Below are 16,430 nucleotides of genomic sequence, written 5' to 3'. Positions count from 1 at the left end.
GGAGATCCATGGAAAACCTTGACCTCATCTCGATCCTCGGCTCGACCATTCGCCTGTCGATCCCGCTGATCTTCACCGCGCTGGCGGGTCTGTTCACCGAGCGGGCCGGCGTGTTCGACATCGGCCTCGAAGGCAAGATGCTGTTTTCGGCCTTCGCCGCCGCCGTCGCCGCCTTCATGACCGGCTCACCCTGGCTTGGCCTTCTCGCCGGCATCACCGTGTCGGTGCTGATCTCGCTGATCCACGGCTTCGCGTCGATCACCAATCGCGGCAACCAGATCGTCTCGGGCGTCGCCATCAACTTCCTGGCGTCAGGCCTGACAGCGGTGCTGGGGCAGGCCTGGTTCAGCCAGGGTGGCCGCACGCCGCCGCTCGCCGCCTCGGCACGCTTCACCGAGATCGTCTTCCCCTATGCCGCCGAGCTCCGGGACACCGGCTTCCTCGGCCGCTTCTATGCCAACATCATTTCCGGCCACAACATCCTGACCTACCTGGCCTTCCTTGCCGTGCCGGCCTCCTGGTGGGTGCTCTATCGCACACGCTTCGGCCTGCGCCTCCGCGCGGTAGGCGAAAATCCGGGCGCCGTCGATACCGCCGGCATCTCGGTCACCTTCCTGCGCTATCGCGCGACCATCTGCGCCGGCATTCTCTGCGGCTGCGCGGGCACTTATCTCTCCATCGCCCAGTCGGCGGGGTTCGTGAAGGACATGTCGGCCGGCAAGGGCTACATCGCGCTCGCCGCGCTGATCTTCGCCAAGTGGCGGCCGGTGCCGGTTATGCTGGCCTGTTTGCTGTTCGGTTTCCTCGACGCCTTCGCCAACTTCATGCAGGGCAAGAGCGTGCCGGGCATCGGCGAGGTGCCGGTGCAGATCTTCCAGGCATTGCCCTATGTGCTGACCTGCGTTCTGCTCGCCGGCTTCATCGGCGTGGCCCGGCCGCCGAAGGCCGGCGGCGTGCCCTACGTCAAGGAGCGCTGAGATGGACGATTTCCACAGGTTGTTCACAGCCGCGAGCGCCGCTCGCGCCAAGGCGCACGCACCCTATTCCAACTATGCCGTCGGCGCGGCGTTGCTCGCCGACGACGGCAACATCTACGCCGGCTGCAACGTTGAGAACGCCGCCTTTCCGGAAGGCTGGTGCGCCGAGACGACGGCCATCGGCCATCTGGTGATGGGCGGCGCCAAGCGCATCGTTCGTGCCGTGGTGGTGGCAAACCGCATTGACGGCGAACGCGTGCCGGGCGGCCGCTTCTGCACACCCTGTGGCGGCTGCCGTCAGCGCCTCATGGAGTTCGCGGCCTCCCCGTCCACAGAAGTCTGGGCTGCCGATCCCGAGGGCGCCAGCCAGCGTTTCACAATGGCCGAGCTGTTGCCGGCCGGTTTCGTTCTTGAGGAGTGAACGAACATGTCCGAAGTTTCCAACGCTGCCCGCGCGGCGGCGATGATCGCTGCCAAGACGGATCTGAAGCCGATCGTCGGCATGGTGCTAGGCTCCGGTCTCGGCTCGTTTGCCGACAGCGTCGAGGACGCGGTCCGCTTCTCCTTCGCCGACCTGCCCGGCTTCCCGGTATCCACCGTCTCCAGCCACAAGGGCGAGCTGGTCATCGGCCGCATTGCCGGCCAGCCCGTGGCGGTCCTGTCCGGTCGCGCCCATTACTATGAACACGGCGAAGCGGCGATCATGAAGACGCCGATCGAGGTGCTGAAGCTGATCGGCTGCAAGGCGGTGATCCTGACCAACGCGGCGGGCGGCCTGCATCTTGAGGTCGGGCCGGGCGAGCTGATGCTGATCACCGATCACATCAACTTCACCGGCTCCAACCCGCTGGTCGGCGAGCTGGGTGACGAACGCTTCGTCGGCATGTCGCAGGCCTATGACCTTCGGCTTCAGAAGCTGTTCCGCGAGGCCGCCGCCGCCGAGGGCATCACGCTGCATTCCGGCGTCTACGTCTGGTTCACCGGCCCGTCCTTCGAGACGCCGGCCGAGATCCGCGCCGCCAAGATCCTCGGCGGCGACGCCGTGGGCATGTCGACGGTGCCGGAGGTGATCCTCGCCCGCTACATGGGCCTCGAAGTGGCCGCCGTTTCCACCGTCACCAACCCGGCCGCCGGGCTCACCGATCAGGAGCTCAGCCATGAGGAGGTGAAGGAAGCGGCGCCGAAGGGAGCCGACAAGCTCCGGCGCATGCTGCCGCGCGTCGTTGCCGCCTATGGAGCTTCCTCATGAGCTTCCTGCCGCAGGAAATCATCCGCCGCAAACGCGATGGCGGGGTTCTGAGCCGCGAAGAGATCGCCTTCATGGTCGAGGGGCTGACGGCAGGCTCGGTCACCGAGGGGCAGGTGGCGGCCTTTGCCATGGCCACCTTCTTCCGGGGCATGACCATCGACGAGCGGGTGGCGCTGACGCTCGCCATGCGCGACTCCGGCACCGTGCTCGACTGGTCCGATCTGCCGGGACCGGCCCTCGACAAGCATTCGACCGGTGGCATCGGCGATACCGTGTCGTTGATGCTGGCGCCGGCCATTGCTGCCTGCGGCGGTTACGTGCCGATGATCTCCGGTCGCGGCCTCGGCCATACCGGCGGCACCCTCGACAAGCTCGATACGGTGCCCGGCTACAAGACGCAGCCGGACAACGAGCTGTTTCGCAAAGTGGTGCGCGAGGTCGGCTGCGCCGTCATCGGCCAGACCGCCGATCTCGCGCCGGCCGACAAGCGGGTCTATTCCGTCCGCGACGTTACCGGCACGGTCGAGAGCATCGATCTCATCACCGCCTCGATCCTCTCGAAGAAGCTCGCCGCCGGTCTCCATGGCCTCGTCCTTGACGTCAAGACCGGCACCGGTGCCTTCATGGCGACGCTTGAGGACTCGCGCGCCCTGGCCGAAAGCCTCGTCCACGTGGCGAATGGCGCCGGCCTGCCGACCGTCGGCCTGATCACCGACATGAACGAGCCGCTCGGAACCGCCGCCGGCAACGCGCTGGAAGTGCAGCTCGCCGTGGATTTCCTCACCGGCAAGCGCATCGATCCGCGCATGTGGGAGGTGACGGTCGCGCTGTCGGCCGAAATGTTGGTGATCGGCGGCCTCAGGCCCGACCTTGCCGAGGCGCGGGTGGCGATCGAGGAGGCTTTCACTTCGGGGCGGGCGGCCGAGATTTTCGGCAGCATGGTCAGCGCGCTCGGCGGGCCGATCGACTTCGTCACCAAGGCCGACAGCTATCTGGCCAAGGCACCGGTGGTGAAGCCGGTCTATGCGCCGGACGCCGGCACGATCGCGGCCATTGACGCACGGGCGATCGGCGTCGCCGTCGTCGGGCTCGGTGGCGGTCGCACCCGGCCGCAGGACCCGATCGACCCGTCGGTCGGCTTTTCGGCGCTGGCCGGTCTTGGCGAGAACGTCGGTCCCGACCATCCGCTCGGCTTCGTCCATGCGGCGAGCGAGGCGGCAGCCGATGCCGCGTCGGCAGCCCTGGTTGCCGCCTATCGGTTCGGCGATCGGCCGGAGCGCGGCTCGCCGGTGATCGAACGGGTCGATGGCTAAGCCTTCCCAAGGGGCGGTCGCGGACGGCGCTGCCCCAGGGACTGACGGACAAGGGTGAGGTGCCATTCGGGCGCCGGGGAGGAACCATGAAACGGGCCATCATCATCGTGCTCGACAGTTTCGGCATCGGCGGTGCGCCAGATGCCGCCCGCTTTGGCGACGAGGGTTCCGATACGCTCGGCCATATCGCCGCCGAATGCGCGGCTGGCCGGGGTGACCAGGCCGGCTTGCGGTCGGGCCCGCTGTTGCTGCCCAATCTTGAGCGGCTCGGTCTGGGGCTTGCCGCCGAGCTTGCGACCGGGCAGAAGCCGGCCGGCTTCGTTCGAACCACTGCCGAGGGGCGCTATGCCGCGCCCGCCGAAGTGTCGAGCGGCAAGGACACGCCGTCCGGCCACTGGGAGATCGCCGGCGTTCCCGTGCCCTTCGAGTGGGGTTACTTCCCGCCGGAACCGCCGAGCTTCCCGGCCGACCTCATCGACGCCTATGTGCGCGAGACCGGCGTGCCGGGCATTCTTGGCAATTGCCACGCGTCCGGCACCGCGATCATCGATCGCTTTGGCGAGGAGCATATCCGTACCGGCAAGCCGATCGTCTACACCTCGGCCGACTCGGTGCTGCAGATCGCCGCTCACGAGACGCATTTCGGCCTCGCCAAACTCTTGGCCGACTGCGAGATCGCCCGCAAACTGGTCGATCCCTACCGCGTCGGGCGGGTCATCGCCCGTCCTTTCGTCGGCGAGACCAGAGAGACCTTCAAGCGCACCGCCAACCGGCGCGACTATGCCGTGCCGCCGCCGGAACCGACGCTGCTCACCCGCGTCGAGGCGGCCGGCGGCAAGGTCTATGGCATCGGCAAGATCGGCGACATCTTCGCCCATCAGAACATCACCATCACCCGCAAGGGCAAGTCCAACGACGGCAACCTCGATCTCGGCATCGCCGCCCTTGGCGAAGCCGGCGCCGGCGATCTCGTCTTCGTCAATCTGGTCGACTTTGACACCGAATATGGCCATCGGCGCGACGTTGCCGGCTACGCCGCCTGCCTCGAAGCCTTCGACCGGCGTCTGCCGGAGGTGGAGGCGGCGATGGGCGAGGGCGACATGCTGCTCATCACCGCCGACCATGGCTGCGATCCGACATGGCGCGGCAGCGACCACACGCGCGAGCGCGTGCCGGCGCTATTCGCCGGGCGGGGCGTGCCGCCCGGGTCGGCCGGACGGCCTGACACCTTCGCCGACATGGCCGAAACCGTTGCCGCCTGGCTTGGCCTTGCGCCCGGCCTGCATGGCCGCTCTCTGATCTGAAAGACGACCCATGACCGAACCGACCGCCGTGCCTTCGGTGCCGAAGGCCGAACTTCACGTTCATCTCGAAGCCGGCGCCGCGCCGGATCTCGTCCGCCGCAACGCGGCTCGCTACGGGGTAGACGTGTCGCGCCTGTTCGACGCGGAAGGGCGCTACCTCTGGACGGACTTCTCCGCCTTTCTCGTCGCCTACGACCTTGCAGCCTCCGTCTTCCGGACCCCCGAGGATTTCGCCGAGATCGCCGAGGTCTACCAGCGTCAGGCCGCTGCGGCCGGCTCCATCTACACGGAGTTTTTCGTGTCGCCGGACTTCGGCGAACGCTCAGGTCTCGGCTATCGCGCTTATCTCGACGGAATTGTTGAGGGATTGCGCCGGGCCGAGGCGGCGACCGGTATCGTCGGTCGTCTGATCCCGCTCATCGAGCGTCACTACGGTCCCGAGCGGGGCGTCGAAGCGGCACGCATGGCCGTGAACAACCTTGTGCCGGAGGTCGTTGGCTTCGGCATGGCCGGCGAAGAGCGCCTTCATGCTCCACACGAGTTCGCTCCCGCGTTCCAGATCGCTTCCGAGGCTGGTCTGCCGCTCACCTGTCATGCCGGCGAGTGGTGTTCCTGGGAGGGAGTGGCGGCAACGCTCGACGCCATTCCGGTGAAGCGCATCGGCCATGGCGTGCGCGCCATCGAGAATGCCGATCTCGTTCGCCGCATTGTCGATGAGGGCATCCACCTTGAGGTCTGTCCGGTGTCCAATGTCACGCTTGGCGTTTACGAGAGCTACGCCGACCATCCATTGCCGGCACTGCGGACGGCAGGCGTGCGCCATTCGCTCAACACCGACGATCCGCCGTTCTTCTGGACGTCGGTCGGCCATGAGTATCGTGTGGCGCGCGACACGTTCGGTCTGACCGAGGCTGACCTTGCCATGGTGACGCGCACGGCGGTCGAGGATGCCTTTTGCGACGCGGCAACCAAAGCGCGGCTTCTCGCCCGGCTGTGAGCCGGAATCTGGTGGAGATCGGGGAAAATGCCGGTTTCGGAGGCGGCTCCGAGTCTCTATGGTCGCCAAAACCCAACGTCCGCGAGGAACCCATGAGCGTCAAGGTCATCGATCATCCGCTGGTGCAGCACAAGCTTACCATCATGCGCAAGCAGGAAACCTCGACAGCGAGCTTCCGGCGGCTGTTGCGCGAGATCTCGACGCTTCTCTGCTACGAAGTGACGCGCGACCTGGCGCTTACCGAGGTGGAAATCGAGACGCCGCTTCAGACCATGGTGGCACCGACGCTGGAGGGCAAGAAGCTGGTGTTCGCTTCGGTGCTGCGCGCCGGCAACGGCTTGCTCGAGGGCATGCTTGATCTGGTGCCGGCGGCCCGCGTGTCTCACATCGGCATCTACCGCGACCATGAGACGCTGCAACCGGTCGAATACTACTTCAAGGCTCCGGCCGATCTGTCCGACCGCCTTACCATCGTGGTCGACCCGATGCTGGCCACCGGCAACTCGTCGATCGCCGCCGTCGACAAGCTGAAGGAACGCGGCGCTCGCGACATTCGCTTCGTCTGCCTTCTCGCAGCGCCTGAAGGCATCAAGAACTTTACCGACGCGCACCCGGACGTGCCGGTGTTCACGGCTGCCATCGACAGCCACCTCAACGAGAAGGGCTACATCGTGCCCGGTCTCGGCGATGCCGGTGACCGCATGTACGGTACCAAGTAAGCACGGCAATATAGTCGCATAAAGAAAAGCCCCGGCGACCGACCGGGGCTTTTCGGTTTGCGAAGGTAGTGCTTACAGCGAGCTGATCTTGATGATGGCCGGCGCCATGATGACGGCGAACAGGACCGGCAGGAAGAAGACGATCATCGGCACGGTCAGCTTGGGCGGCAGCGCCGCCGCCTTTTTTTCCGCTTCGTTCATCCGCATGTCGCGGTTTTCCTGGCTGAGCACGCGCAAGGTCTGGCCGAGCGGCGTGCCGTAGCGTTCGGACTGGATCAGCGCGAGGCAGACCGCCTTGACGCCGTCGAGGCCGGTGCGGTTGGCCAGATTCTCATAGGCTTGCCGACGATCGGGCAGGAAGGACAGTTCGGCCGTGGTCAGGCTGAGCTCCTCGGCCAGCGGCAGCGACTGGCTGCCGATCTCCTCGGAGACGCGCCGGAACGCGTGCTCGATCGACATGCCGCTTTCGACGCAGATCAAGAGCAGATCGAGAGAATCGGGGAAGGCCCGCTTGATCGATTGCTGGCGCTTCTGCAGGGCGTTGGAGACGAAGATGATCGGCAGATAAAACCCGGCGTAGGCGATGACCAGGCATATGCCCACCTTGAAGGGCAGGGGGCGATCGATCTTCAAGACGATGAAGACGTAAAAGATCGCCAGGATCAGAAAGCCGAAAGGCAGCACGAAACGGGCGAACAGGAAGGTGGTGGTGGCCGCCTCGCTGCGGAAGCCGGCCTGTTTCAGCTTTTCCTCGCCCTTGTCGTCGAGCAGCGCCTTTCTGAGCGACAGTCGTTCGACGAGGCTGCGCATGTACGCCTTGGATTCCTTGCCGCGCAGCGAGCCGCGTCCCTCCTCGGCGAGACGGGCGCGCTCGCGCTGGCGGATCTTCTCGCGCTCGTCGGCCACCGCGCGCATGCGCGCCGGCAACCGGTCGCTCGACAGGAGGGGCATGGCCAGGCTGAGAATGGTGGCGAAGATGGCGAGCGATACCAGAATGGCCATCAAGGCCACCGGATCGCGCAGGGTGTCGATGAGTGCGCCCATGATGCCTCTCAGAAGTCGAAGGCGATCATGCGCTTCATGACGAAGACACCGATCAGCATCCAGAGAATGGAAATGCCGAGGACGACCTGTCCGATCGGCGTGACGAACAGCACCATGATGTAATCGGGGCTGGTGAGGTAGACGAGAACGGTGACGATGATCGGCAGGGAACCGATGATGCCGGCCGAGGATTTCGCCTCCATGCTCATGGCCTGGATCTTGGCGCGCATCTTCTTGCGCTCGCGCAGCACCTTGGCGAGATTGCCGAGGGCCTCGGACAGGTTGCCGCCTGCCTTCGACTGAATGGACAGCACGATGCCGAAGAAGTTGGTCTCCGGCAGCGGAACGCGTTCGTACATACGAGTGACCGCCTCGTCGATCGGCATGCCGAGCTGCATCGCCTCGACCACGGTGCGAAACTCGCTCTTGACCGGCTCCTTGGCTTCGCTGGCAATCATCCTGAGGCAGTCGTTGAGCGGCAGGCCGGCCTTGACGCCCCGGACGATCACCTCGACGGCGTTGGCGAGTTCGTCGATGAAGGCAGCGTGACGGCGCTTGCGGATGAAGTTGACCAGAAAGCGAGGCAGGCCAACGGCGCCGACGAAACCGGCGCCGAGCACTAGGAAGACCGGCAGGCCGACGAGCAAGCAGGCCACCGAGATGATGAGGCCGGTCATGGTGCTATAGATGTAAAAGCGAACGATGGTCAGGCTGAGCCCGGCCTGAGCAAGCCGGAGCTGCATCGGCGGGTTGGTGGACTTGGACGCCTTGTGCTTCTGCTTGGCTTCCAGCTCCTTCAGCGTTTCCTGGACGTTGCGACGGCGGGCGCTCGGAGTGGCGGTCGTCTTGGTTCGATCGATATCGACGGCTGGTGCCGCCACCAGTGTCCTGCGCCGTTCGGCCGATGCCTGTCGCTCGATGCGGCCGTAGAGAAAGCCGTAGAGCAAGGCGGCGATCGAGAAGCCGACGAGGCCCATCATCGCAAGGATGCGGATGTCGATCTCCATGCTCTTTCTCCCTGTTGCCGCCGCTCGATCAGCTATATGCGCCTGACGGTGCTGGCGCCTCGGAGGCGTCGAGCGCGGCGGCGAGACGACGCTCCTCGCCGTAGTAGCGCGCACGATCCCAGAACTTCGGACGGCCGATGCCGGTGGAGCGATGCTGACCGATCAGCCGGCCGTCGCTTTCCTCTCCGACGATGTCGTAGACGAACAGGTCCTGGGTGATCACCACGTCGCCCTCGAGGCCGACCACTTCGGTAATGTGGGTGATACGGCGCGAGCCATCCCTGAGGCGCGCCGCCTGAATGATGACGTCGATCGACGTGACGATCATCTCGCGCACCGTCTTGGACGGCAGCGTGTAGCCGCCCATGGAAATCATCGATTCGATACGGGAGATTGCCTCGCGCGGTGTGTTGGCGTGCAGCGTGCCCATCGAGCCGTCGTGGCCGGTGTTCATCGCCTGCAGCAGGTCGAAGGCCTCTGGTCCGCGCACTTCGCCGACGATGATCCGCTCGGGACGCATGCGCAGGCAGTTCTTCACGAGATCGCGCATGGTCACCTGGCCTTCGCCCTCGAGGTTGGGCGGGCGCGTTTCGAGGCGGACGACATGCGGCTGCTGCAATTGAAGCTCGGCGGCGTCCTCGCAGGTGATCACGCGTTCGGTCGGCTCGATGTAGGCGGTAAGGCAGTTGAGCAATGTCGTCTTGCCCGAGCCGGTACCGCCCGAAATCAACACGTTACAGCGGCAGCGACCGATGATTTCGAGAATGGTGGCGCCTTCTGGCGTGATCGAGCCGAACTTGACCAGCTGCGGCAGCGTCAGCTTGTCCTTCTTGAACTTGCGGATGGTCAGTGTCGGGCCGTCGATGGCGAGTGGCGGTGCAATGACGTTGACGCGGCTGCCGTCGGGAAGGCGGGCGTCGCAGATCGGCGACGCTTCGTCGACGCGGCGGCCGATCTGGCTGACGATGCGCTGGCAGATGTTCATCAGCTGCACGTTGTCGCGGAACCGCACGCCGGTCTTGACCATCTTGCCGCCGACTTCGATGAAGGTGGCGTTGGCCCCGTTGACCATGATGTCGGCGATATCGTCGCGCGCCAGCAGCGGTTCGAGCGGACCGTAGCCGAGAACGTCGTTGCAGATGTCGTCGAGCAGCTCTTCCTGCTCGGAGATCGACATCACCACCGCCTTCAGCGAGATGATGTCGCCGACGATGTCGCGGATTTCCTCGCGCGCCGTCTCGATGTCGAGCTTAGCGAGCTGGCTGAGATCGATGGTCTCGATCAGCGCCGAGAAGATCGACGACTTGGTGTCGTAGTAGCTGTCGGACTTGCGCCGTTCCTGCACCTCCGGCGCCGGAGGCGCGGAGCGGGCGGCGGGGGCAGGCGCCGGCTTGGCCGCCGGAGCGACGACGGGCGCAGCCTCGACGACCCGCGCTGCCGGGGCCGCAGCCGGTTTCTCCTGTGCCGAACCGAAAGAGCCACGCTTGCCAAAGGACATTGAACCTCTCCGCGTCCTGACCGTCAGTGCGCCTTGAGGCGCGGCAGACGGGCGAGCAGGGGACTGAGCGCCGACTTGCGGCCGCTGCGCACCGTCGTGCGGCCGGTCAGCCGCGCGGCGAGCGTTTCGAAGATCTGCGCGATCGGTGACCGCGCGTTGATCTCGGCGAGCATCTGGCCGTTGTTGGTCGCCGTGCCGAACAGGGCGGCATCGAAGGGGATGATGGCGGCCGGTTCGAGCTGCAGCGCCTTCTGGAAGTCGGCGGGCTTGATCTCGGGGCGCTTCGGCAGTCCCACCTGGTTGATGACGAGGCGCGGCGCCTCGTCGTTCGGCCGGGCAATCTTCAGCTGGTCGATGAGATTCTTGGCGTTCCTGAGAGAGGCGAGGTCCGGCATGGCGGTGATCACCACCTCGTCGGCGGCGCCGAGAAGCCGGCGGACCCAGGCCGTCCAGACGTGTGGCAGGTCGAGGATGACGGCCGGAGCGCTGACGCGGGCGGCATCGACAATCGGCTCGAAGGCCATCTCGTCGTGATCGAAGGAGCGATCGAGCGTTGCCGGTGCGGCGAGCAGGCTAAGGTTGTCGGCGCATTTGGCCAGCAACCGGTCGAGAAAGACGTCGTCGACCCGCTCGCCGGCGGCGAGCGCATCGGCAAGCGTCTGCGCGGGTTCCTGGTTGAAATCGAGGCTCGCCGTGCCGAACGGCAGATCGAGGTCGGCCAGGACGACACCCCCGTCGAAGTTTCGCGACAGGGCGAAGGCGACGTTGTGAGCGACGGTGGACGAGCCGGACCCGCCGCGTGCGCCGACGAAGGCGATGGTCCGTCCCACCGGCTTCACATCCGGCGCCAAGTAGATCTCGCCGATCTCGCGGATGACGTCGTAAAGGTCGAAGGGGGCGACCATGTATTCGGAGACGCCGCGCCGCATCAGGTCGCGATAGAGGGCGACGTCGTTGTGATGGCCGATCAGCACCACCTTGGTCCCGGCGTCGCAGACGGTGGCCAGCTGGTCCACTTGGTCCAGTACCTGTTCACGCCGCTCGCGCGTTTCCACGAACAGCAGGTTCGGTGTCGGCGCAGCGGCATAGAAATCAAGAGCGGCGGCGACGCCACCCTGATGCACCTTGACATGCGCCTTGGCCATGCGGCGATCAGCGGCCGCCTGTTCCAGCACATCGGCGATTTCCGGTGTCTCGCAGAAGGCCTGAATGGCGATGCGCGGCACCGGCTTCAGTCCGTCTGAATCGGCGGCGCGGCCGGAAGAGGGGGGAACGAGCGTGTCGTCGGTGGTCATGGCCGTCGGATTCCTAGAAGGTCGAAGTCGGATAGGTAGCCGACGGGCTCGATCCCTTGGCTGCCTTCTGCAACATGTCCCAGCGCTGCCAGCCGCGCACCGGTGTCTCGGCCCGAGGCATCAGGAGGTCGTTCGGATTTTCCACCATGGCCGCGAGATTGGCCTGGGTGGCGCAGCCGAACTCGGCGCCGTCATCGCCCTTCTGATTGTCGGGCATGATGTCGGTCGTCCAACGGCCGCAAGGTGGGCTGACGGCCTTGATGCGCGTGAAGCCGAGCCGGATCGGCGCGGGAATACGGGCATCGGCGACGGCGTAGGTCTGCGACCTCAGATAGGTTGGCGCGACGCCCGACTGCTTGAGCGTGGTCCGGATCTGGCGGGCGAGATAATCGGCGGCGGCTTGGTTGACCGATCCCGCAGGCGTCATCACGACGACAGGCCCGGTTGCGTTTCGCGCGGCGTCGGCGCCGAAGTCGGCCACGACGGCACGAAGCTCGGGCGAAAGGCCTCCGGTGCCGGTCCCGACCGGGATGTCGAGCGTCTGCGGCGCCTCGGTAACGGCGATCGGATAGGCGGTGCGGTAGCCATCGACCGGCAGACCGTCCGTCAGCGCTTGGCCCTTCTGGTTGCAGGCGGACAATGCGAGCACCAAGACGATCGCTGCCGGCCTCGCGGACCGGCGTAGCAGTCTCTTGTGACGGGTAAGGAAGTTCATCGCCTGCATGGCACTCCTCCGCTGCGCCGGCTCATTCATAGGAGAAGCCGTAGCGGCCCTGGTAGGAACCGGAAGCGGCGCCGTTGACGCGGTAGATACGATTGATCTGGTTCAGGAAATAGCTCTGGGCATCGGCCTGGAAGTTGAGGTTCTGATCGGGCCGGGTGATCGCGGAAGGCGCGGTCGGTTTCACGAGATAGGGCGTCACGAAAACCACCAGTTCGGTCTGCTGGCGTTGGTAGGCATCGCTCTTGAACAGCGCGCCGAGAATCGGCAGATCGGACAGACCCGGCGTGCCGTTGATGGTCTTGGAGATGTTGTCGCGCAGCAGTCCGCCGATGGCGATGGCGCCGCCCGACGGGACTTCGACCGTGGTCTCTGCGCCGCGTTTCTTCAGGGCGGGCACGCTGGAGCTGAGCGAGGTGTCGATGTCGCTCACCTCGGTGTTGATGTTGAGGCTGATGCGCCCGGAACTCAGCACCACCGGCGTAAACTTCAGAATGACGCCGTATTCCTTGAAGTTGATCGTGTTGCCGTTGTCGCTGACCAGCGTGTAGGGGATCTCGCCGCCCACCACCACTTTGGCCGGCTGACCGGAGATGGCGGTGACGTTCGGTTCGGCCAGCGTTCGGACCACGCCCTGCGTCTTCAGGGCGTTGATCATCATGGTAAAGCGGTCGGTTCCGATGTTGACCGCCGAGCTGGCGGACCCATCGGTTATGCCGAACAACTTGGTGGAATCGGACGATAGCCCCGCCAGATTGTAGGCGAGGTTGTTGGGGGAACTCGCAGCGGCAACGGCGCCCACCGTGCCGGCCATGTCGATGCCGAGTTTCCGGACGGTGTTCTTTTCCACTTCGGCGATGACAACGCGAAGATTGACTTGGTCGGAACCGGAGACGGTGATCGAGTTGACGATCTTGTCGCTCGAGCCGACGAACTTGGCCGCGATAGTCGCAGCCGTCGCCGCCGCTTCCGGGGAGGTTACCGTGCCCGACAGCACGAGCGAGTCGCCGAGCGACTGCGCCTTGATATGCGAGCCGGGAATCACCTCGGCGAGCGTGCTTTCGAGGCCAACGGTGTCGCGGCCAATGACCAGCTCGAAATGGGCGATCTGGCGGTTGCCATCGCCGAACAGGAAGACGTTGGCTTCGCCGACGCTCATGCCGATCAGGTAGATCTTCCGGTTGTTGCGCACCACTGCGTCGGCGACGGCCGGGTTGGACACCAGGACATCGCGGATGTCCTCGGGCAGGTCGATCACCATCGACTTGTTGAGGCCGAGATTGACGACCCGCCCCTCGATCTCGCTCACCGAACGAATGGCGGCAGGATCGGCGGCCCGGGCCGGCGTATCCGCGAGGCTGGCGACAAGAAGGCCCGCGAGAGGAAGAATCAGCGCTAGGCAGCGGTTCATGACCGGGGTTCCTGGAGTTGCGATCGGTCGAAGCTTTTTGATCATGGCGCTTGCTGAGCCGTGACGCGGGAGACGACACCGAATTTCACGACGGCGATGCCGGTCGGCTTGCGTTGCCGTGCGGCGGGCTGGTTGGCGTCGACGAGCGGACGCAGCGCCAGTGAGATCGAACCGATCTGCTGAGCCTGGGTGACGAGTTCGGTCTGGTCGGGTGTGAGCTCCAGCGTTGCCGTGTTTTGCGCGACCATCGATGGCTGCTTGTCGTCGCCGGTCTGCTGTACCGACTGGTCGATGGCCAGCACCCTCACATCGGTGAGGATGGTCTCGGCCACGGCCTCGTTGGCGTCCTTCTGGCGCACCAGCAGGATGTCGACGCGGTCTTCCGGCAGGATGAAGCCGCCGGCCGTCGAGGCGGCGTTGACGCGAACTGCCACGGCGCGCATGCCCTCGGGCAGCACGGCGGACAGGAAACCGCGATCCGATCGCACCAGCTTGGCCTTGCGGATGGGTTCGCCGGCGAGGATGGGTGTGCGCGCCAGCATGCCCTTGAGATCGGTGACGGCGTCCGGCTCACCCGATCGCTGGATATAACCCTCGCTCAATCCGTCCTTGGGCCAGGGTTTCCAGACGAGGCTGTCGGCGTCGATACCCTTGCCGATTCCGATGTCCCTGGCCGCGACGAGAACGTCTTCGAGGTCGATCGGAGGGGCGGCGGGCTGGACCGCCACTTCCTGCGGCGCAGCGGTGTCGCGGGTGCCGATCCGTGTCGCGATGAGGCCGGCGCCAGCGGCGGCGACACCAGCGACGAGCAAAATGATCAATTGGATCGGGCGCATGATGTTGCCTCGCGACGCAGGACGACGAACGTTCCATTCGACGTCCAAGTACACGGGGTAACGCTGAATTTATGGTTAATAAGGTGTTTGAAATCGTCTCGGTTTGTTTCGGCCGTTCGGGACTCGTCGGGAAATGGACTTCCTTGACGTCACATCGAAGCGAAGACGGTGAACCAAAGGGTATCGGGGAAAACCATCAGTGCGGCCGCGGCGATCGCCACACCGTAGGGAATGCCGGCCCCCTTCTCGTGCAGGCGCTGGGCCGGAGTCCAGCCAAGCATGAAACCGGGAAGCGGTAGGGATCGAAAGCTCAATATGGCGAGCGACAGCGCACCGCCGAACAAAGCGGTCAGGATCAGGAAAGGTAGAGCCTGTTCAATGCCTAGCCAGAGTGCGATGGCCGAGGCGAGCTTGGCGTCGCCTCCACCGAGATAGCCGAAGGCAAACAGGGCAAAGGTCCCGACGAGGAGACCGATGCCGATAACAACATGGAGGCCGATCGTCGGAAGTGGCAGACCGATCAGAAACGCCAAGGCAAGAAAGGCGATGGCGAGTACCGCTGGAAATCTGTTGGGGATTTGCATGGTCAGGAAGTCGTAACAGGCGGCGACCGTGACCACGATGGGAAAGACGGCACTAAGGAGGGAGGCGGCGATGTTCAAGGCGGTTGGTCTCCAGGGTGCCTTCCAGAAGGGGGACGGCGAGCGAGACTAGCCAAACAGGGTAAATGGCCCCTGAACAGTGGTGACCTTCCGGGAACCAAAAAAGGGGAGGCCGTTTTGGCCTCCCCTTTGGGAAATCCGACTTCCAAGGCTCCCACGAGGAGAACGCCTCAGGTAGGCGTCTTCCCCGATCGCTTGGATCGTCTTGCCTGGACTGGATTATGTGCCGGTGCCGGTGCCAGTCGTCCCCGACTTGTTGAGCTCGGTGGTGATTTTATTGAACGTGGCGCTGATGTTAGTGCCGAGCGTGGTGGCGGCGGTGATGATGGCAACGGCGATCAGCGAGGCGATCAGGCCGTATTCGATGGCGGTGGCGCCGGACTCGTCCTTAAGGAAACGCGAAACGAGAGCCTTCATTTGAGGTACTCCTAAGCTCACATATCTGACAGCACAGGTTCGATGGTCTATTTTCGCCTGACCCGTCTGAACCGCGATCAATCTAGACCGCCAGCTGTTTCCAGTGAGTTAAGGTGATCGTAGAAACTCGCCTCTATCGGTGGAAGTCGTTGGATGGTTAAAGTTAACTGAACTGCTGGGCAGAAAACTCTTCATTTACCTTGCGTCGAGAGCCGGCAAATACCAAGGAGGTCCAGAAAAGGCTTCTTTTCGTTGCTTCGCGAAGGCTAGCGACAAGTCCATTTTGAAACGGTCGCTGCACTCCGCCGGGCTGCATCAGTCCGAAACGCCGAGAAGTGCGATAGCGTTGGCGCTTTGTTTACCAACTTTCGGGATGATCTCGGTGAACAGATGGTTACCGGAGCGTCCCATGTCCTCAAGGCTCGTGCGTTCGGCTCTTCTTGCGGCCGTGGTGATTGGAACGGTCGGCGCGCCCGTCGCCAGCGGCGCCGCCGACATGGTGAAGGTCGAGCTCGACCAGGCCCGGATCTATCGCCTCGCCGCCCCGGCGAGCACGATCGTGATCGGCAACCCGGCGATCGCCGATGCGACATTGCAGGATGCGCAGACGCTGATCGTCACCGGTCGAGCCTATGGCCAGACCAACCTCATCGTTCTTGACGAGCAGGGCGAGACCATCACCGACGTCCAGCTCGCCGTGCTTGCAGCGACGGAGAATCTGGTTACCGTCTACAAGGGAGCCAAGCGGCAATCCCTGAGCTGTTTGCCGGATTGCCAGCCGGCTGCCGTGCCGGGCGACGACTCGCAACACTTCGGCGGCATTCTCGGGCAGGTTGCCCAGCACAATGGCTCGGGCAGCGGCGCCCCGACCACCACGGCGACCGGTGCGAGCGGAAACTCCTCGGGCGCCTCGGTTCCCGCCGCGCCGAACAGCCAATAGTTCACGATCGGTTACACTGCTTGGTAAGGTGTTCGGGGGC

17 protein-coding genes are annotated in these 16,430 nt (G+C 64.8%); 8 read left to right on the top strand and 9 right to left on the bottom strand.

The window, feature by feature from the left end; all coding sequences use genetic code 11:
* Positions 1 to 8: 8 nt before the first annotated feature.
* The 7 genes from M4J39_RS14430 to upp all read left to right on the top strand — a co-directional run bounded on the left by M4J39_RS14430 (position 9) and on the right by upp (position 6,559).
* Complete coding sequence (locus tag M4J39_RS14430; RefSeq protein ID WP_251729103.1) at positions 9 to 977, top strand: ABC transporter permease; 969 nt, start codon at positions 9 to 11, stop codon at positions 975 to 977.
* A 1-nt stretch (position 978) separates the two neighbouring features.
* Positions 979 to 1,398, top strand: a complete 420-nt coding sequence (locus M4J39_RS14425; RefSeq protein ID WP_251729102.1) for a cytidine deaminase — start codon at positions 979 to 981, stop codon at positions 1,396 to 1,398.
* A 6-nt stretch (positions 1,399 to 1,404) separates the two neighbouring features.
* Positions 1,405 to 2,226, top strand: a complete 822-nt coding sequence (locus M4J39_RS14420) for a purine-nucleoside phosphorylase (protein ID WP_251729098.1) — start codon at positions 1,405 to 1,407, stop codon at positions 2,224 to 2,226.
* The gene (gene deoA, locus M4J39_RS14415) at positions 2,223 to 3,539 is read left to right on the top strand and encodes a thymidine phosphorylase (protein WP_251729096.1); all 1,317 of its coding nucleotides are present in this window, start codon (positions 2,223 to 2,225) and stop codon (positions 3,537 to 3,539) included. Before M4J39_RS14420 ends, deoA begins: the two co-directional genes overlap by 4 nt.
* An 86-nt stretch (positions 3,540 to 3,625) precedes the next feature.
* A complete protein-coding gene (locus M4J39_RS14410; RefSeq protein ID WP_251729094.1) occupies positions 3,626 to 4,843 on the top strand; it encodes a phosphopentomutase in 1,218 nt (405 codons plus the stop codon).
* Between the two features lie 37 nt (positions 4,844 to 4,880).
* Positions 4,881 to 5,840: an adenosine deaminase gene (gene add, locus M4J39_RS14405; RefSeq protein ID WP_251729262.1), complete on the top strand. Its 960-nt coding sequence runs from the start codon at positions 4,881 to 4,883 to the stop codon at positions 5,838 to 5,840.
* Positions 5,841 to 5,932: 92 nt separating this feature from the next.
* Entirely contained in the window at positions 5,933 to 6,559 is a 627-nt protein-coding gene (gene upp / locus M4J39_RS14400) for a uracil phosphoribosyltransferase (RefSeq protein ID WP_251729091.1), read from the top strand.
* 72 nt (positions 6,560 to 6,631) lie between these two features.
* Here upp and M4J39_RS14395 read toward each other — a convergent pair whose 3' ends face one another.
* The 9 genes from M4J39_RS14395 to M4J39_RS14355 form a co-directional block, all read right to left on the bottom strand.
* The gene (locus M4J39_RS14395) at positions 6,632 to 7,606 is read right to left on the bottom strand and encodes a type II secretion system F family protein (protein WP_371875458.1); all 975 of its coding nucleotides are present in this window, start codon (positions 7,604 to 7,606) and stop codon (positions 6,632 to 6,634) included.
* Positions 7,607 to 7,611: 5 nt separating this feature from the next.
* Complete coding sequence (locus tag M4J39_RS14390; RefSeq protein WP_251729087.1) at positions 7,612 to 8,610, bottom strand: type II secretion system F family protein; 999 nt, start codon at positions 8,608 to 8,610, stop codon at positions 7,612 to 7,614.
* A 28-nt stretch (positions 8,611 to 8,638) separates the two neighbouring features.
* Entirely contained in the window at positions 8,639 to 10,108 is a 1,470-nt protein-coding gene (locus M4J39_RS14385; protein ID WP_251729084.1) for a CpaF family protein, read from the bottom strand.
* A gap of 23 nt (positions 10,109 to 10,131) precedes the next feature.
* Entirely contained in the window at positions 10,132 to 11,403 is a 1,272-nt protein-coding gene (locus M4J39_RS14380) for a CpaE family protein (protein WP_251729082.1), read from the bottom strand.
* 13 nt (positions 11,404 to 11,416) lie between these two features.
* Positions 11,417 to 12,127 carry a CpaD family pilus assembly protein gene (locus M4J39_RS14375; RefSeq protein WP_251729080.1) on the bottom strand — a complete coding sequence of 237 codons (711 nt, stop codon included), beginning with the start codon at positions 12,125 to 12,127 and terminating at the stop codon, positions 11,417 to 11,419.
* Positions 12,128 to 12,149: 22 nt separating this feature from the next.
* Positions 12,150 to 13,535 carry a type II and III secretion system protein family protein gene (locus M4J39_RS14370; protein WP_251729078.1) on the bottom strand — a complete coding sequence of 462 codons (1,386 nt, stop codon included), beginning with the start codon at positions 13,533 to 13,535 and terminating at the stop codon, positions 12,150 to 12,152.
* A gap of 41 nt (positions 13,536 to 13,576) precedes the next feature.
* A complete protein-coding gene (gene cpaB, locus M4J39_RS14365) occupies positions 13,577 to 14,371 on the bottom strand; it encodes a Flp pilus assembly protein CpaB (RefSeq protein ID WP_251729076.1) in 795 nt (264 codons plus the stop codon).
* 149 nt (positions 14,372 to 14,520) lie between these two features.
* Positions 14,521 to 15,033 (bottom strand): prepilin peptidase, encoded by a 513-nt coding sequence (locus M4J39_RS14360; RefSeq protein ID WP_251729074.1) that lies wholly within the window; start codon positions 15,031 to 15,033, stop codon positions 14,521 to 14,523.
* A gap of 219 nt (positions 15,034 to 15,252) precedes the next feature.
* Positions 15,253 to 15,450 carry a Flp family type IVb pilin gene (locus tag M4J39_RS14355; RefSeq protein ID WP_251729072.1) on the bottom strand — a complete coding sequence of 66 codons (198 nt, stop codon included), beginning with the start codon at positions 15,448 to 15,450 and terminating at the stop codon, positions 15,253 to 15,255.
* A gap of 409 nt (positions 15,451 to 15,859) precedes the next feature.
* Here M4J39_RS14355 and M4J39_RS14350 point away from each other — a divergent pair, with 409 nt between their 5' ends.
* The gene (locus M4J39_RS14350; protein ID WP_251729070.1) at positions 15,860 to 16,390 is read left to right on the top strand and encodes a pilus assembly protein N-terminal domain-containing protein; all 531 of its coding nucleotides are present in this window, start codon (positions 15,860 to 15,862) and stop codon (positions 16,388 to 16,390) included.
* The last annotated feature ends 40 nt before the right edge of the window (positions 16,391 to 16,430 follow it).

It is taken from the genome of Pleomorphomonas sp. NRK KF1 (assembly GCF_023721755.1).
Lineage (GTDB): Bacteria > Pseudomonadota > Alphaproteobacteria > Rhizobiales > Pleomorphomonadaceae > Pleomorphomonas.
The sequence above is the reverse complement of the archived record's forward strand: the minus strand, read 5'-3'. Positions and strand labels throughout refer to the sequence as shown.